A 22,345-nucleotide genomic window follows, 5' to 3' on the forward strand; every position below is an offset into this window, starting at 1 on the left:
CAGAGTGTGGGTGCGGTAAGGTTACCGCACCCATGCAGGGGTTAAACGTCTAACAACAGGCGAGCAGGATCTTCCAGCATCTCTTTCACCGTCACCAGATAACCCACGGATTCGCGGCCATCGATCAGGCGGTGATCGTAAGACAGTGCCAGATACATCATCGGCTGAATCACAACCTGGCCATTAACCGCCATCGGGCGATCTTTGATGGCATGCATACCAAGAATGGCGCTCTGTGGTGGGTTGATGATCGGAGTAGACATCAGTGAACCGAATACGCCACCGTTGGTAATAGTGAAGTTACCGCCGGTCAGTTCTTCCACTGTCAATTTGCCGTCACGGCCTTTGACCGCCAGTTCTTTAATTTTCTTCTCAATGTCCGCCATGCTCAACGCATCTACATCACGCAGTACCGGCGTCACCAACCCACGTGGGGTCGATACCGCGATGCTGATATCGAAGTAGTTGTGATACACCACATCGGAACCATCAATAGAAGCGTTCACTTCTGGATAGCGTTTCAGGGCTTCAACGACGGCTTTAATGTAGAAAGACATAAAGCCCAAGCGCACCCCGTGACGTTTTTCGAAAGCATCGCCGTATTGCTTACGCAGATCCATAATCGGCTGCATATTGATTTCGTTGAAAGTTGTCAGCATTGCGGTGCTGTTTTTCGCTTCCAACAAACGCTCCGCCACACGCTTACGCAGACGAGTCATCGGCACGCGTTTTTCACTACGGCCACTTGAGGTTGGCTGCGGTGCCATTGCCACTGGAGCAGCCGCTGGCTTATCGGCTTTCTTATTCGCAGCCAGATAGGCTTCCACATCTTCACGAGTGATACGGCCCCCGACACCACTGCCTTTAATCGCCGCTGCGTCAAGTTCATGTTCAGCAATCAGGCGGCGAATCGCCGGGCTAAGCGCATCGTTGCTCTCCACTTCCAGGCTGGCGGTAGCACGCTGTGCCGGAGTGGACTCAACGCTTTGACTTTTCTCGCCCGTCGGCTTGCCGGAGCTGTCGCCCGGGCGGATACGCCCCAGGATCTGGCGGGAGGTCACCGTTGCGCCCTCGTCTTCCAGGATCACTTCCAGCACTCCCGCTTCACTGGCTGGCACTTCCAACACCACTTTATCGGTTTCTATCTCAACCAGGACTTCATCGCGGTTTACCGCATCGCCTGGCTTCTTATGCCACGTGGCCACGCTCGCATCAGCAACCGACTCAGGGAGATCAGGAACCAGAATATCTACGCTACTCATTAGCTTTCCTTTAAGTTTTTACCCTTCATTATTCCAGATTGTAGCAGTGTTAGTGGCCGTTTCCCCCAGTCACCCGGCTATCCAAGCGACTGAGGGTTCATGCGATTACCACTTTGCTACGTCTTGAAATCCATCAGGTATTAATCAATATTCAGCGCGTCATTCACCAGAGCCTGCTGCTGCTTCTGGTGTACGGACAAATAGCCAACCGCTGGAGAAGCGGAAGCCGGGCGTCCGGCGTAACGCAAAGAAGCCCCAAATGGGATCACTTCACGGAAATTGTGCTGGCTACAGTACCAGGCGCCCTGGTTCAGCGGTTCTTCCTGGCACCAGACGAAATCATGTACATGGGCATACTGCTCCAGCACAGCTTGCACTGCCTGATGCGGGAATGGATACAGTTGCTCAATACGTACAATCGCGACGTCTTTCTGGTCATTCTTACGGCGCTGTTCCAGCAGATCGTAATAAACCTTACCGGAACACAGCACGACACGCTTCACCGCCTTCGGCTCCAACTCATCGGTTTCACCAATAGCCAGTTGGAAAGTGCCGTTCGCCAATTCATCCAGCGAAGACGTGGCCAGCGGATGACGCAGCAGAGATTTAGGTGACATCACCACCAGCGGACGGCGCATACCACGCAGCGCCTGACGACGCAGCATGTGGTAGACCTGTGCTGGGGTAGACGGGATGCACACCTGCATATTCTGTTCTGCGCACAGTTGCAGATAACGCTCCAGGCGCGCAGAAGAGTGCTCCGGCCCCTGGCCTTCGTAACCGTGCGGTAACAGCATCACCAGGCCACACATACGGCCCCATTTCTGCTCACCAGAACTGATGAACTGGTCGATCACTACCTGCGCACCGTTGGCGAAGTCACCAAATTGGGCTTCCCAAATGGTCAGCGTGCGCGGTTCCGCAGTGGCATAACCATATTCAAACGCCAAAACCGCTTCTTCAGACAGCACGGAATCCCAAACTTTGAACTCACCCTGCCCGCTATGAATATTAGCCAATGGAACATAGACCGAACCGTTTGTCTGGTTATGCACTACGGCATGGCGGTGGAAGAAAGTACCACGGCCTGCGTCTTCACCAGAGATACGGATTGGGATACCTTCATCTGCCAACGTAGCATAGGCCAGCGTTTCAGCCGCACCCCAGTCAAACAATTTATTGCCTGCCGCCATCTCGGCACGATCGCCGTAGATTTTCGCTACGCGTGACTGCATTTCGATAGCTTCCGGCACGGTGCTGATGCGGCGTGCCAGTTCCTGCAAGCGCTTCATCTCAACCTTGCTTGGATACTCTTGGTCCCAGTCATGGTTCAGGTACGGTGACCAGGTAAAGGAGTGCAGATTCATCGGACGCCATTCTTCAACCACGCAATCACCACGATCAAGGGCATCACGGTACAGGTTGACCATTTCGGTGGCATCTTCCAGGCTGGCAACATTCTGTTCGGTCAGAACATCAGCGTAAATCTTACGCGGCGTCGGGTGTTTTTTGATCTTCTGGTACATCACCGGCTGGGTTGCACTTGGCTCATCGGCTTCGTTATGCCCATGACGGCGGTAACAGACCAGATCGATCATCACGTCACGTTTAAAGGTATTACGGAAATCCAATGCCAGGCGAGTCACAAACGCCACGGCTTCTGGATCATCAGCATTCACGTGGAAAATGGGTGCCTGCACCATCTTGGCGATATCGGTACAGTATTGAGTAGAGCGCGCATCCAACGGGTTGGAGGTGGTGAAACCTACCTGGTTGTTGATAACAATACGCACCGTACCACCCACTTCATAACCACGTGCCTGAGACATGTTCAGGGTTTCCTGAACCACGCCCTGGCCGGTAATGGCAGCATCACCATGAATAGTGATAGGTAACACCATATTACTGCGGGCTTCATCCAGACGATCGCGACGGGCACGAACAGACCCCATCACTACCGGGCTGACAATTTCCAGATGCGATGGGTTAAACGCCAACGCCAGGTGAACCATGCCACCTTCGGTTTCTACATCTGAAGAGAAACCTTGATGATATTTCACGTCACCGGTACCCAGATGTTCTTTATGTTTGCCGGCAAACTCATCGAACAGATCGGCAGGTTTTTTACCCAGCACGTTGATCAGCACGTTCAAACGGCCACGGTGAGCCATCCCCAGCACCACTTCACGGGTGCCGTTTTTGCCAGCGTGACGCACCATCTCTTTCAGCATCGGCACCAGCGCATCACCGCCTTCCAGCGAGAAGCGTTTTGCCCCCGGGAATTTAGCACCGAGGTAACGCTCCAACCCTTCAGCAGCGGTGAGCTCGTTCAGGAAACGGCGTTTCTCATCGGCAGTAAAGCTGGCTTTTCCCACGACCGATTCAATACGCTGTTGAATCCAGCGTTTTTCTTCGGTATTGGTGATGTGCATATATTCTGCACCAATCGAACCACAGTAGGTTTGCTTCAGCGCGGTATACAGTTCACCCAGCTTCATGGTGTCTTTGCCGATGGCAAAAGAGCCCACGTTGAAGGTTTCCTGGAAGTCAGCTTCGGTCAAATTGTGATAAGCAGGATCGAGATCGGAAACTCGTTCCTGTTTCCACAAACCGAGTGGATCAAGGTTTGCATGCTGGTGCCCACGGAAACGGAAGGCGTTGATCAGTTGCAATACCTTAACCTGTTTAGCATCGGTTTCAGGATCGTTGATGGTAGTGTTATAACGCGCAGAATCTTTCGCCAGGCGACGGAAATAGTCACGCGTTTGAGAGTGGAACTGATCGGGTTTAACACCCGCGGTTGGTAGCTGTTGAAAAATGGAACGCCAACTATCTTCAACGGAGCTCGGATCGGTTAAAAAGTCTTCATAGAGCTGCTCTATGTAGGACTGGTTCGCGCCCGCCAGATAGGAGGAATCCAGCCAGGCCTTCATTGCGCCGTTCTGCATTATGATCCCTTAAGCTTTAAAGCTTCAGTTTTCGCCGTGGTTAACATAATTACCGTGATGGTACGGTTTGCCGTAAAAACGGTTCACTCGACGTGCTTATACCCGTCGTCTTTCAAACTACAGCGTTGTTGGCTTCACCTAGCCCCTTCAGTCACTTACCGATGTAAGTAGGCTACTGGGGATTTCTACGTTTGCCACTTGGCTACAACCTGAAATCCATAGGATAAATAACCTGATACTGCTTAAATGCACGTTCTGTTTTGGACCTTGCGGTCCCTTACAAGGAACCTCTAAAAACCGGCGGGCAGACCTGATTGCTTAAAACGACAATCACGAGCCAATTTTTAGAGGTTCCCTCCCTGAGAATATGCGCCGGGAAAACGCCCGGCGCAGCATCTCATTCTATTTATGCGCCGCGTTGTAGCAGCATAGACTTGATATGGCCGATTGCACGCGTCGGATTCAAGCCTTTCGGACATACACTGACACAATTCATAATGCCATGGCAGCGGAAAACACTAAAAGCATCGTTCAGAGAGTCTAAACGTGCTGTAGTTTCCGTATCGCGGCTGTCGATCAAGAAACGATATGCTGCCAACAGGCCCGCCGGCCCCACAAACTTGTCCGGGTTCCACCAGAACGATGGGCAAGACGTTGAACAACAGGCGCACAGGATACATTCGTATAAACCATCCAGCTTAGCCCGTTGCTCCGGTGATTGCAGATGTTCACGCGCTGGCGGATTTTTGCCGTCATTCAATAAGAATGGCTTAATCTTCTCATACTGGGTATAGAACTGCCCCATGTCCACCACCAGATCGCGCACGACCGGCAAACCCGGCAACGGCCGGATCACAATCTTATTATTGCCTTTGCGCAACGATGAGACCGGTGTAACACAAGCCAGGCCATTTTTACCGTTCATATTAATGCCGTCTGAGCCGCATACCCCTTCACGACAGGAACGACGAAACGACAGAGTCGGATCCTGTTCTTTCAGTTGGATTAACGCATCCAACAGCATCATGTCGCGGCCTTCTTCCGCTTCCAGGGTGTAATCCTGCATATGCGGAGCATCATCAACATCTGGATTATAGCGATAGATAGAAAATTCGAGTTTCATCAATCAGGCTCCGCAATTAGTAAGAACGCACTTTCGGCGGGAATGCCGCACGCAGTTTCGGTTGCATATTCACTTCACGGCGCGTCATGCTTTCCGATTGCGGCAGATACAGCGAATGGCACAGCCAGTTGGCATCATCACGCTCTGGGAAATCGAAGCGGCTATGCGCCCCACGGCTCTCAGTGCGGAAGTTGGCCGACACAGCGGTCGAATACGCCGTTTCCATCAAGTTATCCAGTTCCAGGCATTCAATGCGCTGGGTGTTAAACTCGCTGGAAGTATCATCCAAACGTGCATTCTTCAAACGTTCACGGATCACTTTCAGTTCTTCCAATCCTTTCGCCATCGCATCACCTTCACGGAACACCGAGAAGTTATTCTGCATACAGGATTGCAGTGCCTTGCGGATCTCAACCGGATCTTCACCTGAACGGGTGTTATTCCAACGATTCAGGCGCTCCAGCGAAGCCTCAACATCAGAATCACTCGCATCACGGCTAACGCCCTGCTCATCCAGCGACTCTTGCAAATGCATACCGGCAGAACGCCCAAACACCACCAGATCCAACAATGAGTTGCCACCCAGGCGGTTAGCACCATGCACCGATACGCAGGCAATTTCACCGACGGCAAACAAGCCTGGGATCACCACATCCTCACCCTTCTCGTTCACCGTTAATGCCTGACCGGTTACCTTGGTCGGAATGCCGCCCATCATGTAGTGACAGGTAGGAATAACCGGAATAGGCTCTTTCACCGGATCGACGTGAGCAAAGGTGCGCGACAACTCCAGAATGCCCGGCAGACGGGATTCCAGAACCTCTTTGCCCAGATGATCCAGCTTCAGCTTGGCATGTGGGCCCCATGGGCCATCGCAGCCGCGGCCTTCACGGATTTCAATCATGATCGAGCGGGCAACCACGTCGCGGCCCGCCAAATCTTTGGCGTTAGGCGCGTAGCGTTCCATAAAGCGCTCACCGTGCTTGTTCAGCAGGTACCCCCCTTCACCACGGCAACCCTCGGTGACCAATACCCCCGCACCCGCGATACCGGTTGGGTGGAACTGCCACATTTCCATATCCTGCACGGGTACACCAGCACGCAATGCCATACCAACGCCGTCGCCGGTATTAATGTGCGCATTGGTTGTTGACTGATAAATACGGCCTGCACCACCGGTAGCCAGCACGGTAGCTTTGGCTTTGAAATACACCACTTCACCGGTTTCGATACAGATAGCGGTCGTTCCCACCACCGCCCCATCCTGGTTCTTCACCAGATCCAAGGCGTACCATTCAGAGAAAATGGTGGTGTGGTTTTTCAGGTTCTGCTGATACAGAGTGTGCAATAAAGCATGGCCGGTACGGTCAGCCGCAGCAGCGGTACGCGCTGCCTGTTCGCCACCAAAATTCAGTGACTGGCCACCGAACGGGCGCTGATAAATACGGCCATCCTCCAAGCGGGAGAACGGCAACCCCATATGTTCCAGCTCCAGAATAGCTTCCGGGCCGGTTTGGCACATATATTCAATGGCGTCCTGATCACCGATATAGTCAGAACCCTTCACCGTATCGTACATGTGCCATTCCCAGTTATCTTCGTGGCTGTTACCCAGGGCAACGGTGATGCCGCCTTGTGCAGACACGGTGTGGGAACGGGTTGGGAACACTTTGGATAGCAGGGCACAGGTTGAACCCGACTGAGAAATCTGTAGTGCAGCACGCATACCTGCGCCACCCGCACCAATAACAACAGCATCAAACTCTCTGACTGGCAGTTTCATTTAAGCACCCCACACTACGATTGTTCCGTACAGTAAATAGACCAACAACGTGACGACAATCGCCAGTTGCAGCACTAGGCGTAACGCCAGTGGTTTGATATAGTCCGTCAGCACCTGCCACATCCCAACCCAGGCGTGAACCAGGATCGACAGCAATGTCAGCAAAGTGAAAACTTTCGTAGTAGAGATGGCGAAGAAACCACGCCAGACTTCATAAGTCATGCTCGGGGCGGTAATGATAAACCCCAGGAGATAAAGAACGTACAGGGTGATGACGATAGCGGAAGCACGCAGTAATAACCAGTCGTGTACGCCATTACGCCCTAATGCAGAAACGTTGCTTACCATACGAGAACTCCAGCCAGAATTGACAGCACGGCAGTCAGACCGAACGCCACTTGGGCAGAACGGGTACCTGCGGCTAAACTCTCTTCGATGTAGCCGAAATCCATTAACAAGTGGCGGATGCCACCGCAAATGTGATAGGCCAACGCAGTGAGGATCCCCCAGAAGATGAATTTGACGAAGAAACTGTTCATGATGGAGGCGGCTTGCAGGAAACCCTCTTGAGAAGAGAGAGACAACCCTAACAGCCAGAGAAGAATACCCACGGCAACGAAGGTAATTACGCCAGAGACTCGGTGTAAGATGGACGCTATCGCAGTTACGGGAAACTGAATCGTTTGCAGATCCAGATTGACAGGTCTTTGTTTTTTCACGGTTTTGCCCACACAGCTCTTATTATTTTCCTTCCTCCGGGCCTGGGTGGGGATCAGACAGCGTTAAGAGCAAAAAACCCCTACATGCCACACGCCAGACAACAATATCCTTTATGCTTAAATGGCGCGCAGTGATAACGCTGGGTGCTCCTACTTCAGGGTAATCCGGAGACCTGGCGGCAGTATAGGAGGATCACATTCCTATTACAATTCCCACACAATCCCTTTGGTAACATTTCCCTCGAACAGTGATTCGGATCACGATTTTCACATTTGGAACAAAATTAATTATCTGATTTGACAAGAGATCAACATTTACATTACAAATAAGGCAGCAATCAGCCCTATGATGCACTACCGGTCTACAGATACACTTCCCCCTATGCTTAAGTTATGCAACAGTGTATCCAGTTAATACTCCATCATGTCGTAGGTAATGATTAATAGAAAATAACGAGTCACAAAGAATCGTTAACGGCTGATGGGTTATCTCGTTCATCTGGTTCGTATTCTGTACCCTACCCGCGTATTTGCGCTGTCGCTCACAGAGTTAGCACCCGCACCTCTTTAATTGTGGGCAACCAGCAGAGATTTAAGGTATTTCAGTTGTTAGAGATTTTTAAAATATGGCGCTAAGGAGACTGTAAATGACTGATAAGAAAGCGACGCTAACTATTGATAATAGCGAAGCTCCAATCGAACTCGGGGTGCTCACCCCAACACTGGGTCCTGATGTCCTTGACGTACGCGCCTTGGGCTCCAAAGGCTATTTCACCTATGATCCAGGCTTTACTTCTACCGCTTCCTGCGAATCTAAAATCACCTTTATTGATGGTGACAAAGGTATCCTGTTACACCGTGGCTTCCCTATTAAGCAGTTGGCGAAAGAGTCCTCCTATCTGGAAGTGTGTTATATCCTGCTGTATGGCGAAGCCCCAACCAAAGAAGAGTTTGAAACCTTCAAAACAACGGTGACACGCCACACCATGATCCACGATCAGATTACCCATCTGTTCCGTGGTTTCCGCCGTGACTCACACCCGATGGCCGTACTGTGCGGCGTAACCGGCGCATTGGCGGCGTTTTATCATGATGCGCTGGACGTTAACAACGAGCGTCACCGTGAAATCACCGCTTTCCGCCTGCTATCGAAAATGCCGACCGTGGCGGCCATGTGTTACAAATATTCTATCGGCCAGCCTTTCGTCTATCCGCGTAACGATCTTTCTTATGCCGGTAACTTCCTGCGCATGATGTTTGCCACACCGTGCGAAGAGTATGTGGTGAACCCGGTATTGGAACGTGCGATGGATCGTATCCTGATCCTGCATGCTGACCATGAGCAGAACGCATCAACGTCTACCGTGCGCACCGCCGGTTCTTCCGGCGCCAACCCGTTTGCCTGTATCGCAGCGGGTATCGCTTCCCTGTGGGGGCCTGCGCACGGTGGGGCCAACGAAGCCGCCCTGAAGATGCTGGAAGAAATCAAAACCGTTGAACACATTCCAGAATTCATTAGACGTGCCAAAGACAAAAATGACTCATTCCGCCTGATGGGCTTCGGCCATCGTGTGTACAAAAATTATGATCCACGCGCTACCGTGATGCGTGAAACCTGCCATGAAGTGCTGAAAGAGCTGAATAAGAAAGACGACAACCTGTTGGCTGTGGCGATGGAGCTGGAGCACATCGCGCTGAACGACCCGTACTTTATTGAGAAAAAGCTGTATCCGAACGTCGATTTCTATTCAGGTATTATCTTGAAAGCAATGGGGATCCCATCCTCTATGTTTACCGTCATCTTCGCTATTGCCCGTACTATTGGCTGGATCGCACATTGGAACGAAATGCACGACGAAGGCATCAAGATTGCCCGTCCACGCCAGCTGTACACCGGTTATGCTGAGCGTGAGTTCAAGTCCCAGAATAATAAATAAAATTATTTACTCTGTCTTACCCCACGCCGCCCATCCGGGCGGCGTTTTTTATGGATTATTTCTGGCACATCGGGCACCAATAAAATGGCCGGGACGACAAGGTGGTTTTTTCGATCATCGCCCCACATCTTGAACAAGGCTCACCACTGCGATGAAATACATTGAAACGGAACAAGGAGCCATGATGACGATTTTCGTCCACATGGCCTCGGGTTTGGTAAGACAGACGAGGAATCTCCAGCAGTGCCTGCGCCAAACGATGTACTTCTTCGGGCATAAGAGCCTGCGGCTTATGTTCCGGTGCCAACTGCGCCTGCCATAAAATTTCCGCCCGCAGATAGTTGCCCAACCCCGCCAAAAATCGCTGATCGAGCAACATACCACCCAGTTGCCGTTTACAGAAACTGGCAGATAACAGCCGTTTTTCGACCTGCTCCACGCTCAGCGCCATATCCAACACATCCGGGCCAATACGTTTTAAAAATGGATGCTGTTCAATTTCACCACGCAGTGCGACCGTGATATCTGAAGCGCTGTATAACAAAATCGCCCAATCAGCGGTTTCCAGCCGGACACGCAGATCGCGCTTGGTTTCTGGCGTTTCTCCGGCCTTCACCACTTTCCACACGCCGTAAAGCTGGTTATGGCTGTACATCGTTAATCCATTGGAGAAATCCGTCAGTAATGCCTTGCCACGGGGTTCAATGGCGTTAATGCATTCACCAATTAAATCAGCCTGGTAGTGCTTCAATTGAGGAAAAGCAAACCACACTTCGGTGAGTGGTTGACCAATCATCACCGCCGCCAGTTTATCTGCCGCCCGCCGAATCTCCGGTCCTTCAGGCATACCATAACTCCTTCGTTTAAAAAGAGGTTTTCCTTCATCGGAGCCTCTTAATGCGTTGCACCACCCGCCACTTTCAAATCATGTTTAACCTGTAGCGCAGTCAAAATCGCCAGCTCTAACGCATGCAATACGGTTTGGACCGCCATACTTGGTGCACCAGGGTGGAACGCTGCCTGTTCCGGCAGATATGGAATATGGATAAAACCCCCCTTCACCGTCTGTTGCCCAGATAAACGGTGCAGCAGACCGTACATCACGTGGTTACACACATAGGTTCCAGCAGTCTGCGAAACCGAAGCAGGAATACCGGCCTCACGCAGCGCATGCACCATCGCTTTGATGGGCAGCATGCTGAAATACGCCGCAGGCCCTTGCTCAACAATCGTCTGATCGATCGGCTGTTGCCCTTGGTTATCGGGAATACGCGCATCGTCAACGTTAATCGCCACCCGCTCCAGCGTAATATCGGTGCGCCCGCCCGCTTGACCAACCGCCAACACCATCACTGGCTGCCATTCATCAATCGCCGTATTCAGCACCGTCAACGCCTTGCCAAAAACGCAAGGCAACTGGCGTGCCACGATATGCGTACCGGCAATTTCACGATCATTAAGCTGCTTCACCACTTCCCAAGAGGGATTCACCCTTTCCCCATCAAACGGCTCAAACCCCGTAATCAATACTTTTTGCATGTGTTCTCCTACAGAAACATCAGAAAATAAAGCAGAAAGACGTTTACCAACAGCAAGGTTACCCCGGTTGGGATCTGAGCCTTGATTACCGCATTTTTGTCCGGCAGCTCCAGTAATGCCGCGGGCACGATATTATAATTAGCCGCCATTGGCGTCATTAACGTGCCGCAATAGCCAGAGAACATGCCAATTGCCGCCATCACCGCCGGGTTACCACCGTGTTGTAGCACCAGGATCGGGATACCGATACCGGCGGTAACAATCGGGAAAGCCGCAAAGGCATTACCCATCACCATAGTCAGCACCGCCATACCAACGGCGTATACCGCTACGGCGATAAAACGGTTATCTACTGCCAGATATTCCTGCGTCAAATAGGAAATTGCACTTCCAACACCGGCAGAGGTAAAGAGCAAACCCAACGTAGCCAGGATCTGCGGCAGAATAAATGCCCAACCAATGGAGTCCAGCAAACGGCGTGCTTCCTGAATCGGTTGTAGAGCCCTTTCATGGGTTATTTTCACGGCAATCACTAAGCCCAACACGCAGCCGGCGGCCATCGAGAATAACGTAATCAGCGTGGCGTGGTTACCGCTGCCAAACATCGCACTTTGCAATGCTGGGATATTGTTGAACAACAACACGCCGACCACTGTCACCAGTGGAATAGCCAGAGCAGGGATAAATAGGCGATTGCCCAACCGTTGGGCGCTCGCTTCCCGCTCCTGCGGGCTACGTTGATGGTAACTGCCCAGGCGAACGCCGCCGAAACCGGCAATCAGCGCCATCACCACGACCAGCACCCCCACCACAATATGTAATTGACGTTTGGCTTCTGCACCGCTGCCAAATAGCCCGTAGGTCCAATCACCCACCAGGAAGATCAGGCCGTACAATGCCCAGAACAGGCCGGTAGTGACCCGGCGTGGATTGGCGCGATCGCGGAACGACATCACCGCAACGCTCAGTAATACCGCACCGGCTAACCAATAAAGGTATTGTTGCTGGAAATTCATTCACCACTCCCTTTCGCCTGCAGCGCGGCTTGATTGAGCTTACTCAGCTCTGCGGTAAGCTGCCTATCCATGCGGTACAAACGGAACGCGTGGATCAGGAAGGCAAAGATTGCCGTTGGAATCCCCCACAGCGCAATGTGCAGCGGCTCGGTCTGAATACCCCCAGATTCCAGCATAAAGTTATGCATAAAGATGATTGCGCCAAAAGCCACAAAGATATCTTCACCAAAAAACAGCCCAACGTTATCCGTTGCCGCAGACATCGCACGCAGCCGATGGCGCACACGCTCGGGCAGTTCACCATAGCGGTTTTCTGCCGCACCTTCAGCCATCGGCGCCAACAGCGGGCGCACCATCTGCGGATGGCCGCCCAGGCTGGTCAACCCCATCGCTGCGGTAGTTTCACGCACGAACAGATAGACGATCAGCAAGCGCCCGGCGGTGGCACTTTTGATGTTGGCGATCCATGTCTGCGCTCGTTCCTTCAGCCCATGGCGTTCCAACAGACCGATAACCGCCAGCGGCAACAGCAGGATCAGCGGCAAGTTACGGGTATTGATAAACCCCTCACCCAACTTTTCCAGAATTACGTCCAACGGCATGAATGCTGCTAAGCCGGTAATGATACCGGCGGCGATCACCACCAACACCGGGTTAAAGCGTAAAACGAATCCCACCACGATGGCGACAATACCAATCAGTGGCCAGAGATTTACTGTTTGTTCCATGATTCATCCCTTTTGTACTGTCTCTTATTGTTATGGCAATGCCACCTTGTACATGGCTATTAATCCGCACTGACGCGGATCTGTTGTTCGGCAAAGCTTGCGCGCAGTTTGCGGGCATACGCCAGCGCATGTTCACCATCACCATGCAGGCAAACCGTTTCGGCCTGAACGGCAGCCCAGGTTCCTGCCACGCTGCGTACCCGGTGATGGCGTACCATCTCCAGCGTCTGTTCCAGCGCCAACGCCTCACTGGCGATCAACGCACCCGGCTGGCCACGCGGCACCAACGTGCCATCGGCCTGATAACCGCGATCGGCAAACACTTCCTGCCGCGTCGCCAAACCCAGCTTCTCGCCGGCACGAATCAACTCACTGCCTGCCAAACCAACCAGACGCAGCGCGGGGTCCACCGCTAGCACGGCGCGAGCAATCGCCTCGGCTAACGTGGGCTCCACGGCGGCCTGGTTGTACAACATACCGTGAGGTTTCACATGCACCATCACGCCGCCCTCGGCGCGAGCGATCGCCGCCAGCGCGCCAAGCTGATAAATCACCTGCGCATAAACCGTTTCCACCGGCAACTGCATACGGGTGCGGCCAAAGTTTTCCCGGTCGGGAAAACTCGGGTGCGCGCCGATAGCCACGCCGTATTGCAATGCCCAGCGCACCGACTGACGCATGGTTTGTGCATCACCGGCATGGAAGCCGCAGGCGATGTTGGCGGAACTGACCAGTTGCAGCAGCGCCTCATCATTGGCACAGCCTTCGCCGAGATCGGCATTCAAATCAACGATCATTTAGCCCCCAGGCAATCTGTTGAATAAAGTGATCCTGCTCAGCCTTGGCGCGCTGCGCGTCGGCCAATGTGCAAGGGATAAAGTGGATAGCCTCACCCAGGCGAATTTGTGCCAAATGGTAGAGATCGGCTTCGATTACGCAGGCAATACGCGGATAACCACCGGTAGTTTGCGCATCGGCCATCAGCACAATCGGTTGGCCGTTATGCGGCACTTGTACCACTCCCGGCAACAGCCCATGGGAAAGCATTTCACGCTCGGTAGTTCTGCTCAGCGCCGTACTGCCATGCAAGCGATACCCCATCCGGTTGCTTTGCGGGCTGAGCTGCCATGCCGTGCGCCAGAAAGCCTCCTGCGCCTCTTCGCTGAACTCGTCATATTCTGGCCCTGGTAACGCACGCACCCGGTTGTTGAACAGCAATTGCCTCACACCCACGCTGTTAACCGGTAATTTATCGCTGCTCCCCAGCGGTAAAACGTCGCCGTCTTTCAATTGCCGTCCATCCAGCCCACCGAAACCGGCTTTCAGATCGGTACTGCGTGAACCCAGCATCTCTGGCACCGCAATTCCCCCCGACAGCGCCAGATAGCTGCGCATGCCGCGTTTAGGCATTTTCAGCGTCAGCTTTTGGCCTTTTTTGACCGGGTAACGCCACCCCGTCCACAGCGGTTTTCCCTCTAGCTGTGCATCGCAACCCGCCCCCGTCAGCGCTATCCAGCCGCTTTGAGTAAATTCAGCGCTGAATTGCCCGAGCGTGATCTCCAACCCCGCAGCATTCGGTAGGTTTCCCACCAGCAAATTGGCAATTTTCAATGCGGGTAGATCAAGCGCCCCACCCTGGCTAATGCCCAAACGGCGAAAACCGTTACGGCCCAAATCCTGCACCGTGGTGTAAATACCCGCACGCAGAATCTTCAACATATACCCTCCTTCTGCGGCACAAAGCGCACGTTGTCACCAGGGCGCAACAGCGTCGGTGGCATTTCATGAGGATTAAACAGGGCAAGCGGTGTACGGCCAATCAGTTGCCAGCCACCGGGCGTGACCAACGGATAGATCCCGGTCTGGCCGCCACCAATGCCTACCGAACCGGCAGCAACCGACAAACGCGGTTCCGCCCGGCGCGGCATGGCCAACCGTTCCGGCATGCCACCCAAATAGGTGAAACCCGGTTGGAAACCGAGGAAGTACACCACATAAGCCACCGAGGAATGGCACTCCACGACCTGCTGCTGCGTCATACCCGTATGCTGTGCCACCTCAAGCAGATCGGGGCCATACTCCCCGCCATAGACCACCGGAATATCCACATCGCGGGATTCCGGCACCAGGCTTTCATTATCTTCCCAACCCTGCCGCAACAGCGCTAACATGGCTTCGGCATCCGCCTGCGGCGTATACAGCAACAGCGTCAGATTGTTCATGCCCGGAACCACTTCTCGCACATCCGTATGGTGGTTTAGCTTTTCCGCCAATGCCCAAATACGTTGCTGACTCTGCAACGTGACCGGTGGTGCCAATTCAAGCACGACTGCTCTTTCCCCTAATAGGTAATATTGTGCTTGCTGCACCTTACTCTCCTTTATTTATTGCAAAACCTATCCGTTATGCGTGATGACAACCGGGCTGTCAATAGAACAACCTTCTATAAAATAAAGGATTAGGATTAGGATTATTTCCGGGTTCGGCCAGGCGAACCCGGAAAAGAAAATCAGGCAGGATTCGGGATATCGATAAAGGTCACATCAAAGCCGTGTTGCTGCGCCAGCCACTCACCCAACGCCTTGATTCCCCCGCGTTCGGTAGCATGATGGCCGGCAGCAAAGAAGTGCAGCCCCATTTCCCGGGCCGTATGGATGGTTTGTTCGGAAACCTCGCCGCTGATAAAGGCATCAACCCCAAATCGCGCAGCGCTGTCGATAAAACCCTGGCCGCCACCGGTACACCAGGCTACTTTGCGAATATGTGCAGGTGCGTTATCGCCACAGTGCAACACCGTGCGTCCCAAGCTGTTTTCGATGCGCTGTTGCAGTTCACTGCCACTCAGCGGTTGCACAAACTCACCGTATGGCACCAAAGGTTCAACTTCACCCAGCACGCGAATCCCCAGCACCTGAGCAAGCTGGACGTTATTGCCCAGCACCGGATGCGCATCCAGCGGCAGATGATAACCGTACAGATTGATATCATTGCTCAACAGCGTTTTCAGCCGGTTACGCTTCATGCCACGCACCGACGGCGCTTCGTTTTTCCAGAAATAACCGTGATGCACCACAACGGCATCGGCCTGGTGTTCCACCGCGGCATCCAGCAGCGCCTGACACGCCGTCACCCCGGTGACAATACGCTGTACCTGCGCGCGCCCTTCTACCTGTAAGCCATTCGGCCCATAGTCCTGAAAGGCGGCACAGTTCAGTTCGGTGTTGATCAGGTTTTCCAAATCGAGGTTATTCATCGTTTTCTCTCTTAACATAGCCCATCTGTTGCCATAACCTGCTTTCAGGAAAAAGAGTTATTGGAACTGTTGCCGGTCGCCCTGATCCATCAAAATAAACTTCACCCCCAGATCGTTACCCTGTTCCAATTGCTGGCTGATGGTGGCACGCACATCAACATTTTGTTTCAGGCTGGGTTTAATATGGCTGATGATCACCGGCAGATCTTTCAACGAATCTTCTCCCCCGCTGTATTGCTGCAAGTTTTTCAGCTCTTTCAGCAACCAGGCCGGCGTCAAATGCCCATAGAGCTGTTTATCCTCCACACCGTTAGGGTAAGAGGTTTCAATAATCATGCCTTTCAGTTTCTTCTGCTCAATGAGCGGCCCTAGCGCACGCCAGATGGTATCCAGATTGCGTGATTGCTCCAACGCATCAGGGCCGGTATCACCAAAATAGGCGAATGAGCCTTCACGATCGGCAATCAACAACATCGACGAAGGATAACGATCATGGCTAAGTGGATACATCACACCGCTCAAACCGGTCAACCCGATGGCAAAACGCTGCTGCGGGCGTAGCGTTTGCAAACGGTAAGTCCCCAGCCGCGCCCCATTGCCCGCATCGGTAAAGTTTGGCCAAGCCTTCCAGTTGAAATAATGATTGCGCAACGTCAGTACCGTATCCGCCTGCGCGTAAATGGTTTTTTTGTTGTCCTCAGGTGAGCCGATAATCAAGCCAGCAACATGGTCCAAATGACCGTGGCTGATAAAATAGCTGTCGATCAGCTGGCGAAACACGTACCCTTGCGGAGTATAAGGAGCCGCCACTTCAGGCGTTACCTGCGGAAAATGCCCTTTGTCCAACCCTTTGGCAATCCCCGGCAACAGCGAACCCGCATCCAATGCCAGATACTGCGTTTGATCGCTACTGCGAATCAGATAAGAAGTCAGATTACCGTCGCTGACGCCGCCATCGACGCCCAGCGCAACTACGTCAAAACCAGCCATCACCAGCGTGGAATAACCACCCAGGCACAAAGCCAGCATCTTTTTCATCATCAGGAAGCTCCTTGCTGTAACCTTAAAATCCCCCGCGCTTGGCCGCCTCGAAAGCCGCCAATGTCGCTAACCGAGCCTGCTGGTGATCGACTATCGGTAACGGGTAATCCAGCACATATTGTTGTTTTTCCGCCCAGCGATGGGGTTGATGGATGTCATTGTCCGGTACATCCACCAGTTCAGGCAACCATTTGCGGATAAAAGTGCCTTGTGGATCAAAACGTTCGCCCTGCGTAGTCGGGTTAAAAATGCGAAAATACGGAGCGGCATCGGTGCCGGTAGACGCCGCCCACTGCCAGCCACCGTTATTGGCGGCCAGATCGCCATCCAACAGTTGCTGCATAAAGTAACGTTCACCAGCCCGCCAGTCGATCAACAAATCCTTTACCAGAAAACTGGCGCTGATCATGCGTAAACGATTATGTATCCAACCGGTTTGATTGAGCTGGCGCATGGCGGCATCAACGATCGGATACCCTGTCTGCCCCTGCTGCCAAGCTTGCAATGCCCGATCGTTCACCTGCCAGCATACCCTATCTGTCCACTCAATAAAGGGGCGATGTTGGCATAGCGCCGGATGCGCCACCATCAGGTGGCGATAAAATTCGCGCCAGATCAGTTCATTCAGCCAACAGAAAGCCCCGCTTTCCGGGTTTTCCAGCACATCCGGGCATTCGGCCCGTAGCCGGTTAAAACACTGGCGTGGTGATAACACGCCAATAGCCAGATAAGGCGACAGACTGCTGGTGCCCGCAATCGCAGGCAGATCGCGCTGTTTCACGTAATCCTGTACCTGCTCACGGCAGAAAGTACGCAGCCGTTGCAACGCCACCTCCTCCCCTGCGGGGTAAGCGCTTCCCACCTTTGCTAAGGGGTAATCGAACATCTCTGGCGGGGTAACGTTGATTTTCTCACCGCGTGAACGAGGGGCCGGCAATGAATTCACATCGGATTCCAGCAACCGCTGAATAAACGCCCGGCGAAACGGCGTATAGACCTTATACATTTCACCGCTGCCGGTTTGCACACTGCCCGGTGGTAACAGCAGGCTATCGTCAAAGCGATGGCAAATAACCTTCCCCGCCAGTTGCCGTTCGAGCTGGGCATCACGCTGGCGCTCGTTGATTTCATACTGGCGGTTGTAAAACAGTGCGCTGACCTGCCGTTGCTGGCAGAAATCCACCAGCCAGACCAGCGAACCGGCAAAGTCGTTACATTGATGGTAAACCAGTTCAATCCCGCGTGCCGCCAGTGCCTGTTGCACCTGCAACAGATTGGCATGGATAAATGCCGCCTGGCGTGGAGCCATATCATGCTGCTGCCACTGGGTTGGGGTAGCGATAAACACCGCCAATACTTTGGCATCAGGATCACCACAGGCTGCATAGAGCGCTTTGTTATCGATAATACGCAGATCGTTACGCAACCAAACCAGGTGGGTGGCCATAACATTCCTTTCTGATTAATGACCGTAACGCAGCCTTAGCGCTTCCGGATAGGGTTCGAAATAGCGCTGTTGCGCTAAATAATTATCAGGATATTCAGCCATATAATGCTTTAACAATGTGATCGGTGCCAATAGCGGCTGCATCCCTTGGCGATAGTGGTCAATCAGTTGTGCCAATTCCTGGCGCTGCGCGGAACTGAGCTGGCGACGAAAATAACCCTGCACATGCATCAGTACGTTGGTGTGATTACGACGGGTCGCTTTATGCTTCAACAAGCTCATCAGGCGGCTGCGATAGGCGACGACAAACGCTTCCAATGAATCCCAGTGTTCAATCCCCGCCACAAAGCGGCCGAGTTCACGGTATTCGGGCTGTGAATGTGCCAACAACGAAAGTTTATAACGGCTGTGGAAAGCGATCAGCCCGCCCCGTGTCAACCCGTTACGCCACAGCATATTGAGTTCATAAAGCGCATACACCCGCTCAACAAAGTTCTCCCGCAGCACCGCATCATTCAGGCGACCATCCTCTTCTACCGGCAACCACGGCATCTGACGCAGCAGCTCCGCAGTAAATAGCCCAACTCCGCTTTTACGCGCGCCTTCTCCCGTTTCGCTATACACCTTAACCCGCTCCATACCGCAGCTGGGTGATTTCGCACAGACGATGTAACCACATAAATGCTGCAACGCCGCCACGCGTTGTTCCGAGAACTGCTGCATCTGAGTGGTAACATCCACCGTGTTATCGTTGCTGTGACGCAGCACAATTTGTTGCGGTGTTTTTATCAGCCGTAACGCAGGCCGCGGCGTTGGCAAACCAATCGCCATTTCCGGGCAGATAGGCTCGAAGTGTACATAAGGAGCCAGTTGCTCAACGGCAAACTCCAGCCGTTTATGGCCCCCATCAAAACGCACCGCCCCGCCCAACAGGCAAGCACTGATCCCTACCGGAATTTTATCACTCACGTTTTGCTTCCCAAAATGTTGGATGATGCAAAAAGTGTAGAAGAATTCACGCGTTGGTACGACCCTGTTACACATTAGGCAATAACCAGCACAAACAAAAAACCCTCGTCAAAAAACGAGGGTTTCAGCACGGAACACGTGGTTAACAGCAATCAATAAAAATCACCAGACGCCGCTTCTGCCTGCTGTAACCAGACCGGTTTATTACTGGTTTTTGACCAGACACGGTGCAGGTAGCTGTAAAAACGTGCGCGATCATCGCGGAATAACATGACGGGTAAAGCCACCAGGCCAATCAGAAGCACTGCGCTGCGGCGCAGGAAAATCCGATGCAATGGATAGGCGTGATAATTAGACATGCGAACCTCCTTAAAAAACCTGCCGCGAAGCTGTCAAACTTCCGTGCTGGTGTAAAAATAGACGATATGATTTGGAATCTGGACAAAATTTTAGCGCATCTGTTGTAATTTTACTACTCATCCGACCACTAAATTGCACAAAAAAATCGCAAAAAAAGCCTTGGCACGTAATTTTGTTACATTGAAGTTAACAAAAAACATAACCAGAGTAACTATAAGGCTTACTTTCTGATCACCCGGCTTTATCTCCTGAAAACAGGCTACCAAACTGGCGGGAACGCTTTACTCATCGCTCAAATGAATCATAACAACCGTTTTTTTGCTGAAATTTCAGCCATTTTTATACTTTTTTTACACCGCCAGGCGCTATTTTTTCATTTTCTTTCCACCCCGATCCCTACACTCAAGCTATCAAAAACTACACCTCTGGAGGTGTCCTGTGAGTTTCAGCGTCATTGGTGGTGCGCTGTTGGTTCTGCTGCTGTTGGGCTATCTGCTTTATGCCCTGTTTAATGCGGAGGATTTCTGATGGCCACTTCAGCCTTCTTATTGATCGCCAGCTTTATGCTGATACTTCTGCTGCTGGCCCGTCCACTGGGCGGCTTTATCGCACGCCTGATCGAAGGCGAACCGCTACCCGTTCTGCGCCATCTGGAAGCCGCCGTTTGGCGCTGCTGTGGTAACCACAGCGCAGAAATGAATGGCCGGCAGTACGCACTGGCTATTCTGTGGTTTAACCTGTTTGGTCTAGTGTTGCTATTTATCCTGCTGATGGCTCAAGGGTCACTGCCGCTTAACCCACAAAAGTTCGCGGGCCTGTCTTGGGATCTGGCATTCAATACCGCCGTCAGTTTTGTCACCAATACCAACTGGCAGGCCTACAGCGGTGAAAACACCCTTAGCTATCTCAGCCAGATGGTTGGGCTGACGGTGCAGAACTTCCTGTCTGCCGCTACCGGTATCGCCGTGGCCTTTGCCCTGATCCGCGCTTTTGCCCGCCGTTCCAGTGCTACCATCGGCAATGCCTGGGCCGACCTGCTGCGTATTACCCTGTATGTGCTGTTACCGCTTTCGCTGATTACCGCACTGTTCTTTGTCAGCCAGGGCAGCCTGCAAAATCTCCTGCCTTACCTGCACCTGAACACGCTGGAAGGCGTACAGCAAACGCTGCCGATGGGGCCGGTTGCTTCGCAAGAAGCGATCAAGATGCTTGGCACCAACGGCGGCGGTTTCTTCGGCGCCAACTCAGCACACCCATTCGAAAACCCAACCGCATTGACCAACTTTGTACAGATGCTGGCGATCTTCCTGATCCCATGCGCACTGTGCTTCGCTTTTGGTCAGGTGACCGGCGAAAACCGTCAGGGCCACGCATTAATTTGGGCGATGACGCTGATTTTCGTAGTTGCGGTCATTGTAGTGATGTACGCCGAGACGGCTGGCAATCCACATCTGAGCACGTTAGGCAGCACCAGTAACATCAATATGGAAGGCAAAGAATCCCGCTTTGGCATTCTCGACAGCAGCTTATTTTCGGTGGTCACCACGGCGGCCTCTAACGGTGCGGTCAACGCCATGCTTGATTCCTTTACCCCTTTGGGCGGCTTGGTGCCAATGTGGTTGATGCAGATAGGTGAAGTGGTGTTCGGCGGCGTCGGTTCCGGTCTGTACGGCATGCTGCTGTTCGTGCTGCTGACGGTGTTTATCGCCGGGCTGATGATTGGCCGCACCCCGGAATACCTGGGTAAGAAAATTGATGTCTATGACATGAAAATGACCGCGTTGGCGATCCTGGTTACCCCTGCCTTGGTGCTGCTGGGAACTGCACTGGCGATTGCTACCGAGGCAGGCCGTGCCGGGATACTCAACCCAGGCGCACATGGTTTCAGTGAAGTGCTGTATGTCCTGTCTTCAACCGCCAACAACAACGGCAGTGCTTTCGCCGGTTTAAGCACGAATACGCCGTTCTACAACCTGCTCTTGGCCTTTGCCATGTTTGTCGGCCGTTTCGGGGTGATCCTGCCGGTATTGGCCATTGCCGGTTCGCTGTGCGTTAAGAAACGTCAACCTACGGGGAACGGTACGCTGCCGACCTACGGGCCGCTGTTTATCGGTTTGCTGATCGGCACCATCCTGCTGGTGGGTGCGTTGACCTTCATTCCTGCGCTGGCTCTGGGCCCGGTGGCCGAGCATTTGCAACTTTGGCTGGCAAACTAAGAGA

General features: G+C 52.9%; 21 protein-coding genes. 3 read left to right on the forward strand and 18 right to left on the reverse strand.

The window, feature by feature from the left end; translation table 11 throughout:
- Positions 1-41 precede the first annotated feature (41 nt).
- The 6 genes from odhB to sdhC all read right to left on the reverse strand — a co-directional run bounded on the left by odhB (position 42) and on the right by sdhC (position 7,847).
- Positions 42-1,262, reverse strand: a complete 1,221-nt coding sequence (gene odhB / locus Z042_RS20740) for a 2-oxoglutarate dehydrogenase complex dihydrolipoyllysine-residue succinyltransferase (RefSeq protein ID WP_024911551.1) — start codon at positions 1,260-1,262, stop codon at positions 42-44.
- A gap of 140 nt (positions 1,263-1,402) precedes the next feature.
- Positions 1,403-4,210 carry a 2-oxoglutarate dehydrogenase E1 component gene (sucA, locus tag Z042_RS20745; protein WP_024911550.1) on the reverse strand — a complete coding sequence of 936 codons (2,808 nt, stop codon included), beginning with the start codon at positions 4,208-4,210 and terminating at the stop codon, positions 1,403-1,405.
- 406 nt (positions 4,211-4,616) lie between these two features.
- Positions 4,617-5,333, reverse strand: coding sequence for a succinate dehydrogenase iron-sulfur subunit (locus tag Z042_RS20750; protein WP_024911549.1), 717 nt, complete (start codon positions 5,331-5,333; stop codon positions 4,617-4,619).
- Positions 5,334-5,349: 16 nt separating this feature from the next.
- On the reverse strand, positions 5,350-7,116 hold the full coding sequence (gene sdhA / locus Z042_RS20755; RefSeq protein ID WP_024911548.1) for a succinate dehydrogenase flavoprotein subunit: 1,767 nt from the start codon (positions 7,114-7,116) through the stop codon (positions 5,350-5,352).
- On the reverse strand, positions 7,117-7,464 hold the full coding sequence (sdhD, locus tag Z042_RS20760) for a succinate dehydrogenase membrane anchor subunit (RefSeq protein WP_024911547.1): 348 nt from the start codon (positions 7,462-7,464) through the stop codon (positions 7,117-7,119).
- Positions 7,458-7,847 carry a succinate dehydrogenase cytochrome b556 subunit gene (gene sdhC, locus Z042_RS20765; RefSeq protein ID WP_024911546.1) on the reverse strand — a complete coding sequence of 130 codons (390 nt, stop codon included), beginning with the start codon at positions 7,845-7,847 and terminating at the stop codon, positions 7,458-7,460. The genes sdhD and sdhC overlap by 7 nt, the downstream gene beginning before the upstream one ends.
- Before the next feature lie 635 nt (positions 7,848-8,482).
- Between sdhC and Z042_RS20770 the strand changes: the two genes are divergently transcribed.
- Positions 8,483-9,772, forward strand: coding sequence for a citrate synthase (locus Z042_RS20770; protein WP_024911545.1), 1,290 nt, complete (start codon positions 8,483-8,485; stop codon positions 9,770-9,772).
- A gap of 55 nt (positions 9,773-9,827) precedes the next feature.
- Here the strand turns inward: Z042_RS20770 and nei are convergent, their stop codons facing one another.
- The 12 genes from nei to Z042_RS20830 all read right to left on the reverse strand — a co-directional run bounded on the left by nei (position 9,828) and on the right by Z042_RS20830 (position 20,124).
- Entirely contained in the window at positions 9,828-10,619 is a 792-nt protein-coding gene (nei, locus tag Z042_RS20775; protein WP_024911544.1) for an endonuclease VIII, read from the reverse strand.
- A gap of 47 nt (positions 10,620-10,666) precedes the next feature.
- Complete coding sequence (gene pcp, locus Z042_RS20780) at positions 10,667-11,311, reverse strand: pyroglutamyl-peptidase I (protein ID WP_024911543.1); 645 nt, start codon at positions 11,309-11,311, stop codon at positions 10,667-10,669.
- Between the two features lie 8 nt (positions 11,312-11,319).
- On the reverse strand, positions 11,320-12,327 hold the full coding sequence (locus Z042_RS20785) for a DUF979 domain-containing protein (RefSeq protein ID WP_024911542.1): 1,008 nt from the start codon (positions 12,325-12,327) through the stop codon (positions 11,320-11,322).
- Entirely contained in the window at positions 12,324-13,055 is a 732-nt protein-coding gene (locus Z042_RS20790) for a DUF969 domain-containing protein (RefSeq protein WP_024911541.1), read from the reverse strand. Before Z042_RS20790 ends, Z042_RS20785 begins: the two co-directional genes overlap by 4 nt.
- Positions 13,056-13,114: 59 nt before the next feature.
- Positions 13,115-13,852, reverse strand: a complete 738-nt coding sequence (pxpA, locus tag Z042_RS20795) for a 5-oxoprolinase subunit PxpA (protein ID WP_024911540.1) — start codon at positions 13,850-13,852, stop codon at positions 13,115-13,117.
- Positions 13,842-14,774 carry a 5-oxoprolinase subunit PxpC gene (pxpC, locus tag Z042_RS20800; RefSeq protein ID WP_024911539.1) on the reverse strand — a complete coding sequence of 311 codons (933 nt, stop codon included), beginning with the start codon at positions 14,772-14,774 and terminating at the stop codon, positions 13,842-13,844. The genes pxpA and pxpC overlap by 11 nt, the downstream gene beginning before the upstream one ends.
- Positions 14,768-15,424 carry a 5-oxoprolinase subunit PxpB gene (gene pxpB, locus Z042_RS20805; protein ID WP_024911538.1) on the reverse strand — a complete coding sequence of 219 codons (657 nt, stop codon included), beginning with the start codon at positions 15,422-15,424 and terminating at the stop codon, positions 14,768-14,770. The genes pxpC and pxpB overlap by 7 nt, the downstream gene beginning before the upstream one ends.
- A gap of 140 nt (positions 15,425-15,564) precedes the next feature.
- A complete protein-coding gene (locus Z042_RS20810; RefSeq protein ID WP_024911537.1) occupies positions 15,565-16,308 on the reverse strand; it encodes a type 2 GTP cyclohydrolase I in 744 nt (247 codons plus the stop codon).
- A 57-nt stretch (positions 16,309-16,365) separates the two neighbouring features.
- Positions 16,366-17,349: an MBL fold metallo-hydrolase gene (locus Z042_RS20815; RefSeq protein ID WP_024911536.1), complete on the reverse strand. Its 984-nt coding sequence runs from the start codon at positions 17,347-17,349 to the stop codon at positions 16,366-16,368.
- Between the two features lie 22 nt (positions 17,350-17,371).
- Positions 17,372-18,796, reverse strand: a complete 1,425-nt coding sequence (gene phrB, locus Z042_RS20820; protein ID WP_024911535.1) for a deoxyribodipyrimidine photo-lyase — start codon at positions 18,794-18,796, stop codon at positions 17,372-17,374.
- Positions 18,797-18,811: 15 nt separating this feature from the next.
- Positions 18,812-19,765 carry a YbgA family protein gene (locus Z042_RS20825; protein ID WP_024911534.1) on the reverse strand — a complete coding sequence of 318 codons (954 nt, stop codon included), beginning with the start codon at positions 19,763-19,765 and terminating at the stop codon, positions 18,812-18,814.
- A 152-nt stretch (positions 19,766-19,917) separates the two neighbouring features.
- On the reverse strand, positions 19,918-20,124 hold the full coding sequence (locus Z042_RS20830) for a YbfA family protein (RefSeq protein ID WP_024911533.1): 207 nt from the start codon (positions 20,122-20,124) through the stop codon (positions 19,918-19,920).
- A gap of 439 nt (positions 20,125-20,563) precedes the next feature.
- Between Z042_RS20830 and Z042_RS20835 the strand changes: the two genes are divergently transcribed.
- Together Z042_RS20835 and kdpA are read left to right on the forward strand one after the other, a co-directional pair.
- Positions 20,564-20,653 carry a K(+)-transporting ATPase subunit F gene (locus Z042_RS20835; RefSeq protein WP_037406151.1) on the forward strand — a complete coding sequence of 30 codons (90 nt, stop codon included), beginning with the start codon at positions 20,564-20,566 and terminating at the stop codon, positions 20,651-20,653.
- Positions 20,653-22,341 (forward strand): potassium-transporting ATPase subunit KdpA, encoded by a 1,689-nt coding sequence (gene kdpA / locus Z042_RS20840; protein ID WP_024911532.1) that lies wholly within the window; start codon positions 20,653-20,655, stop codon positions 22,339-22,341. The genes Z042_RS20835 and kdpA overlap by 1 nt, the downstream gene beginning before the upstream one ends.
- Positions 22,342-22,345: the final 4 nt, after the last annotated feature.

Origin of the sequence: Chania multitudinisentens RB-25 (assembly GCF_000520015.2) — a bacterium.
GTDB lineage: Bacteria > Pseudomonadota > Gammaproteobacteria > Enterobacterales > Enterobacteriaceae > Chania > Chania multitudinisentens.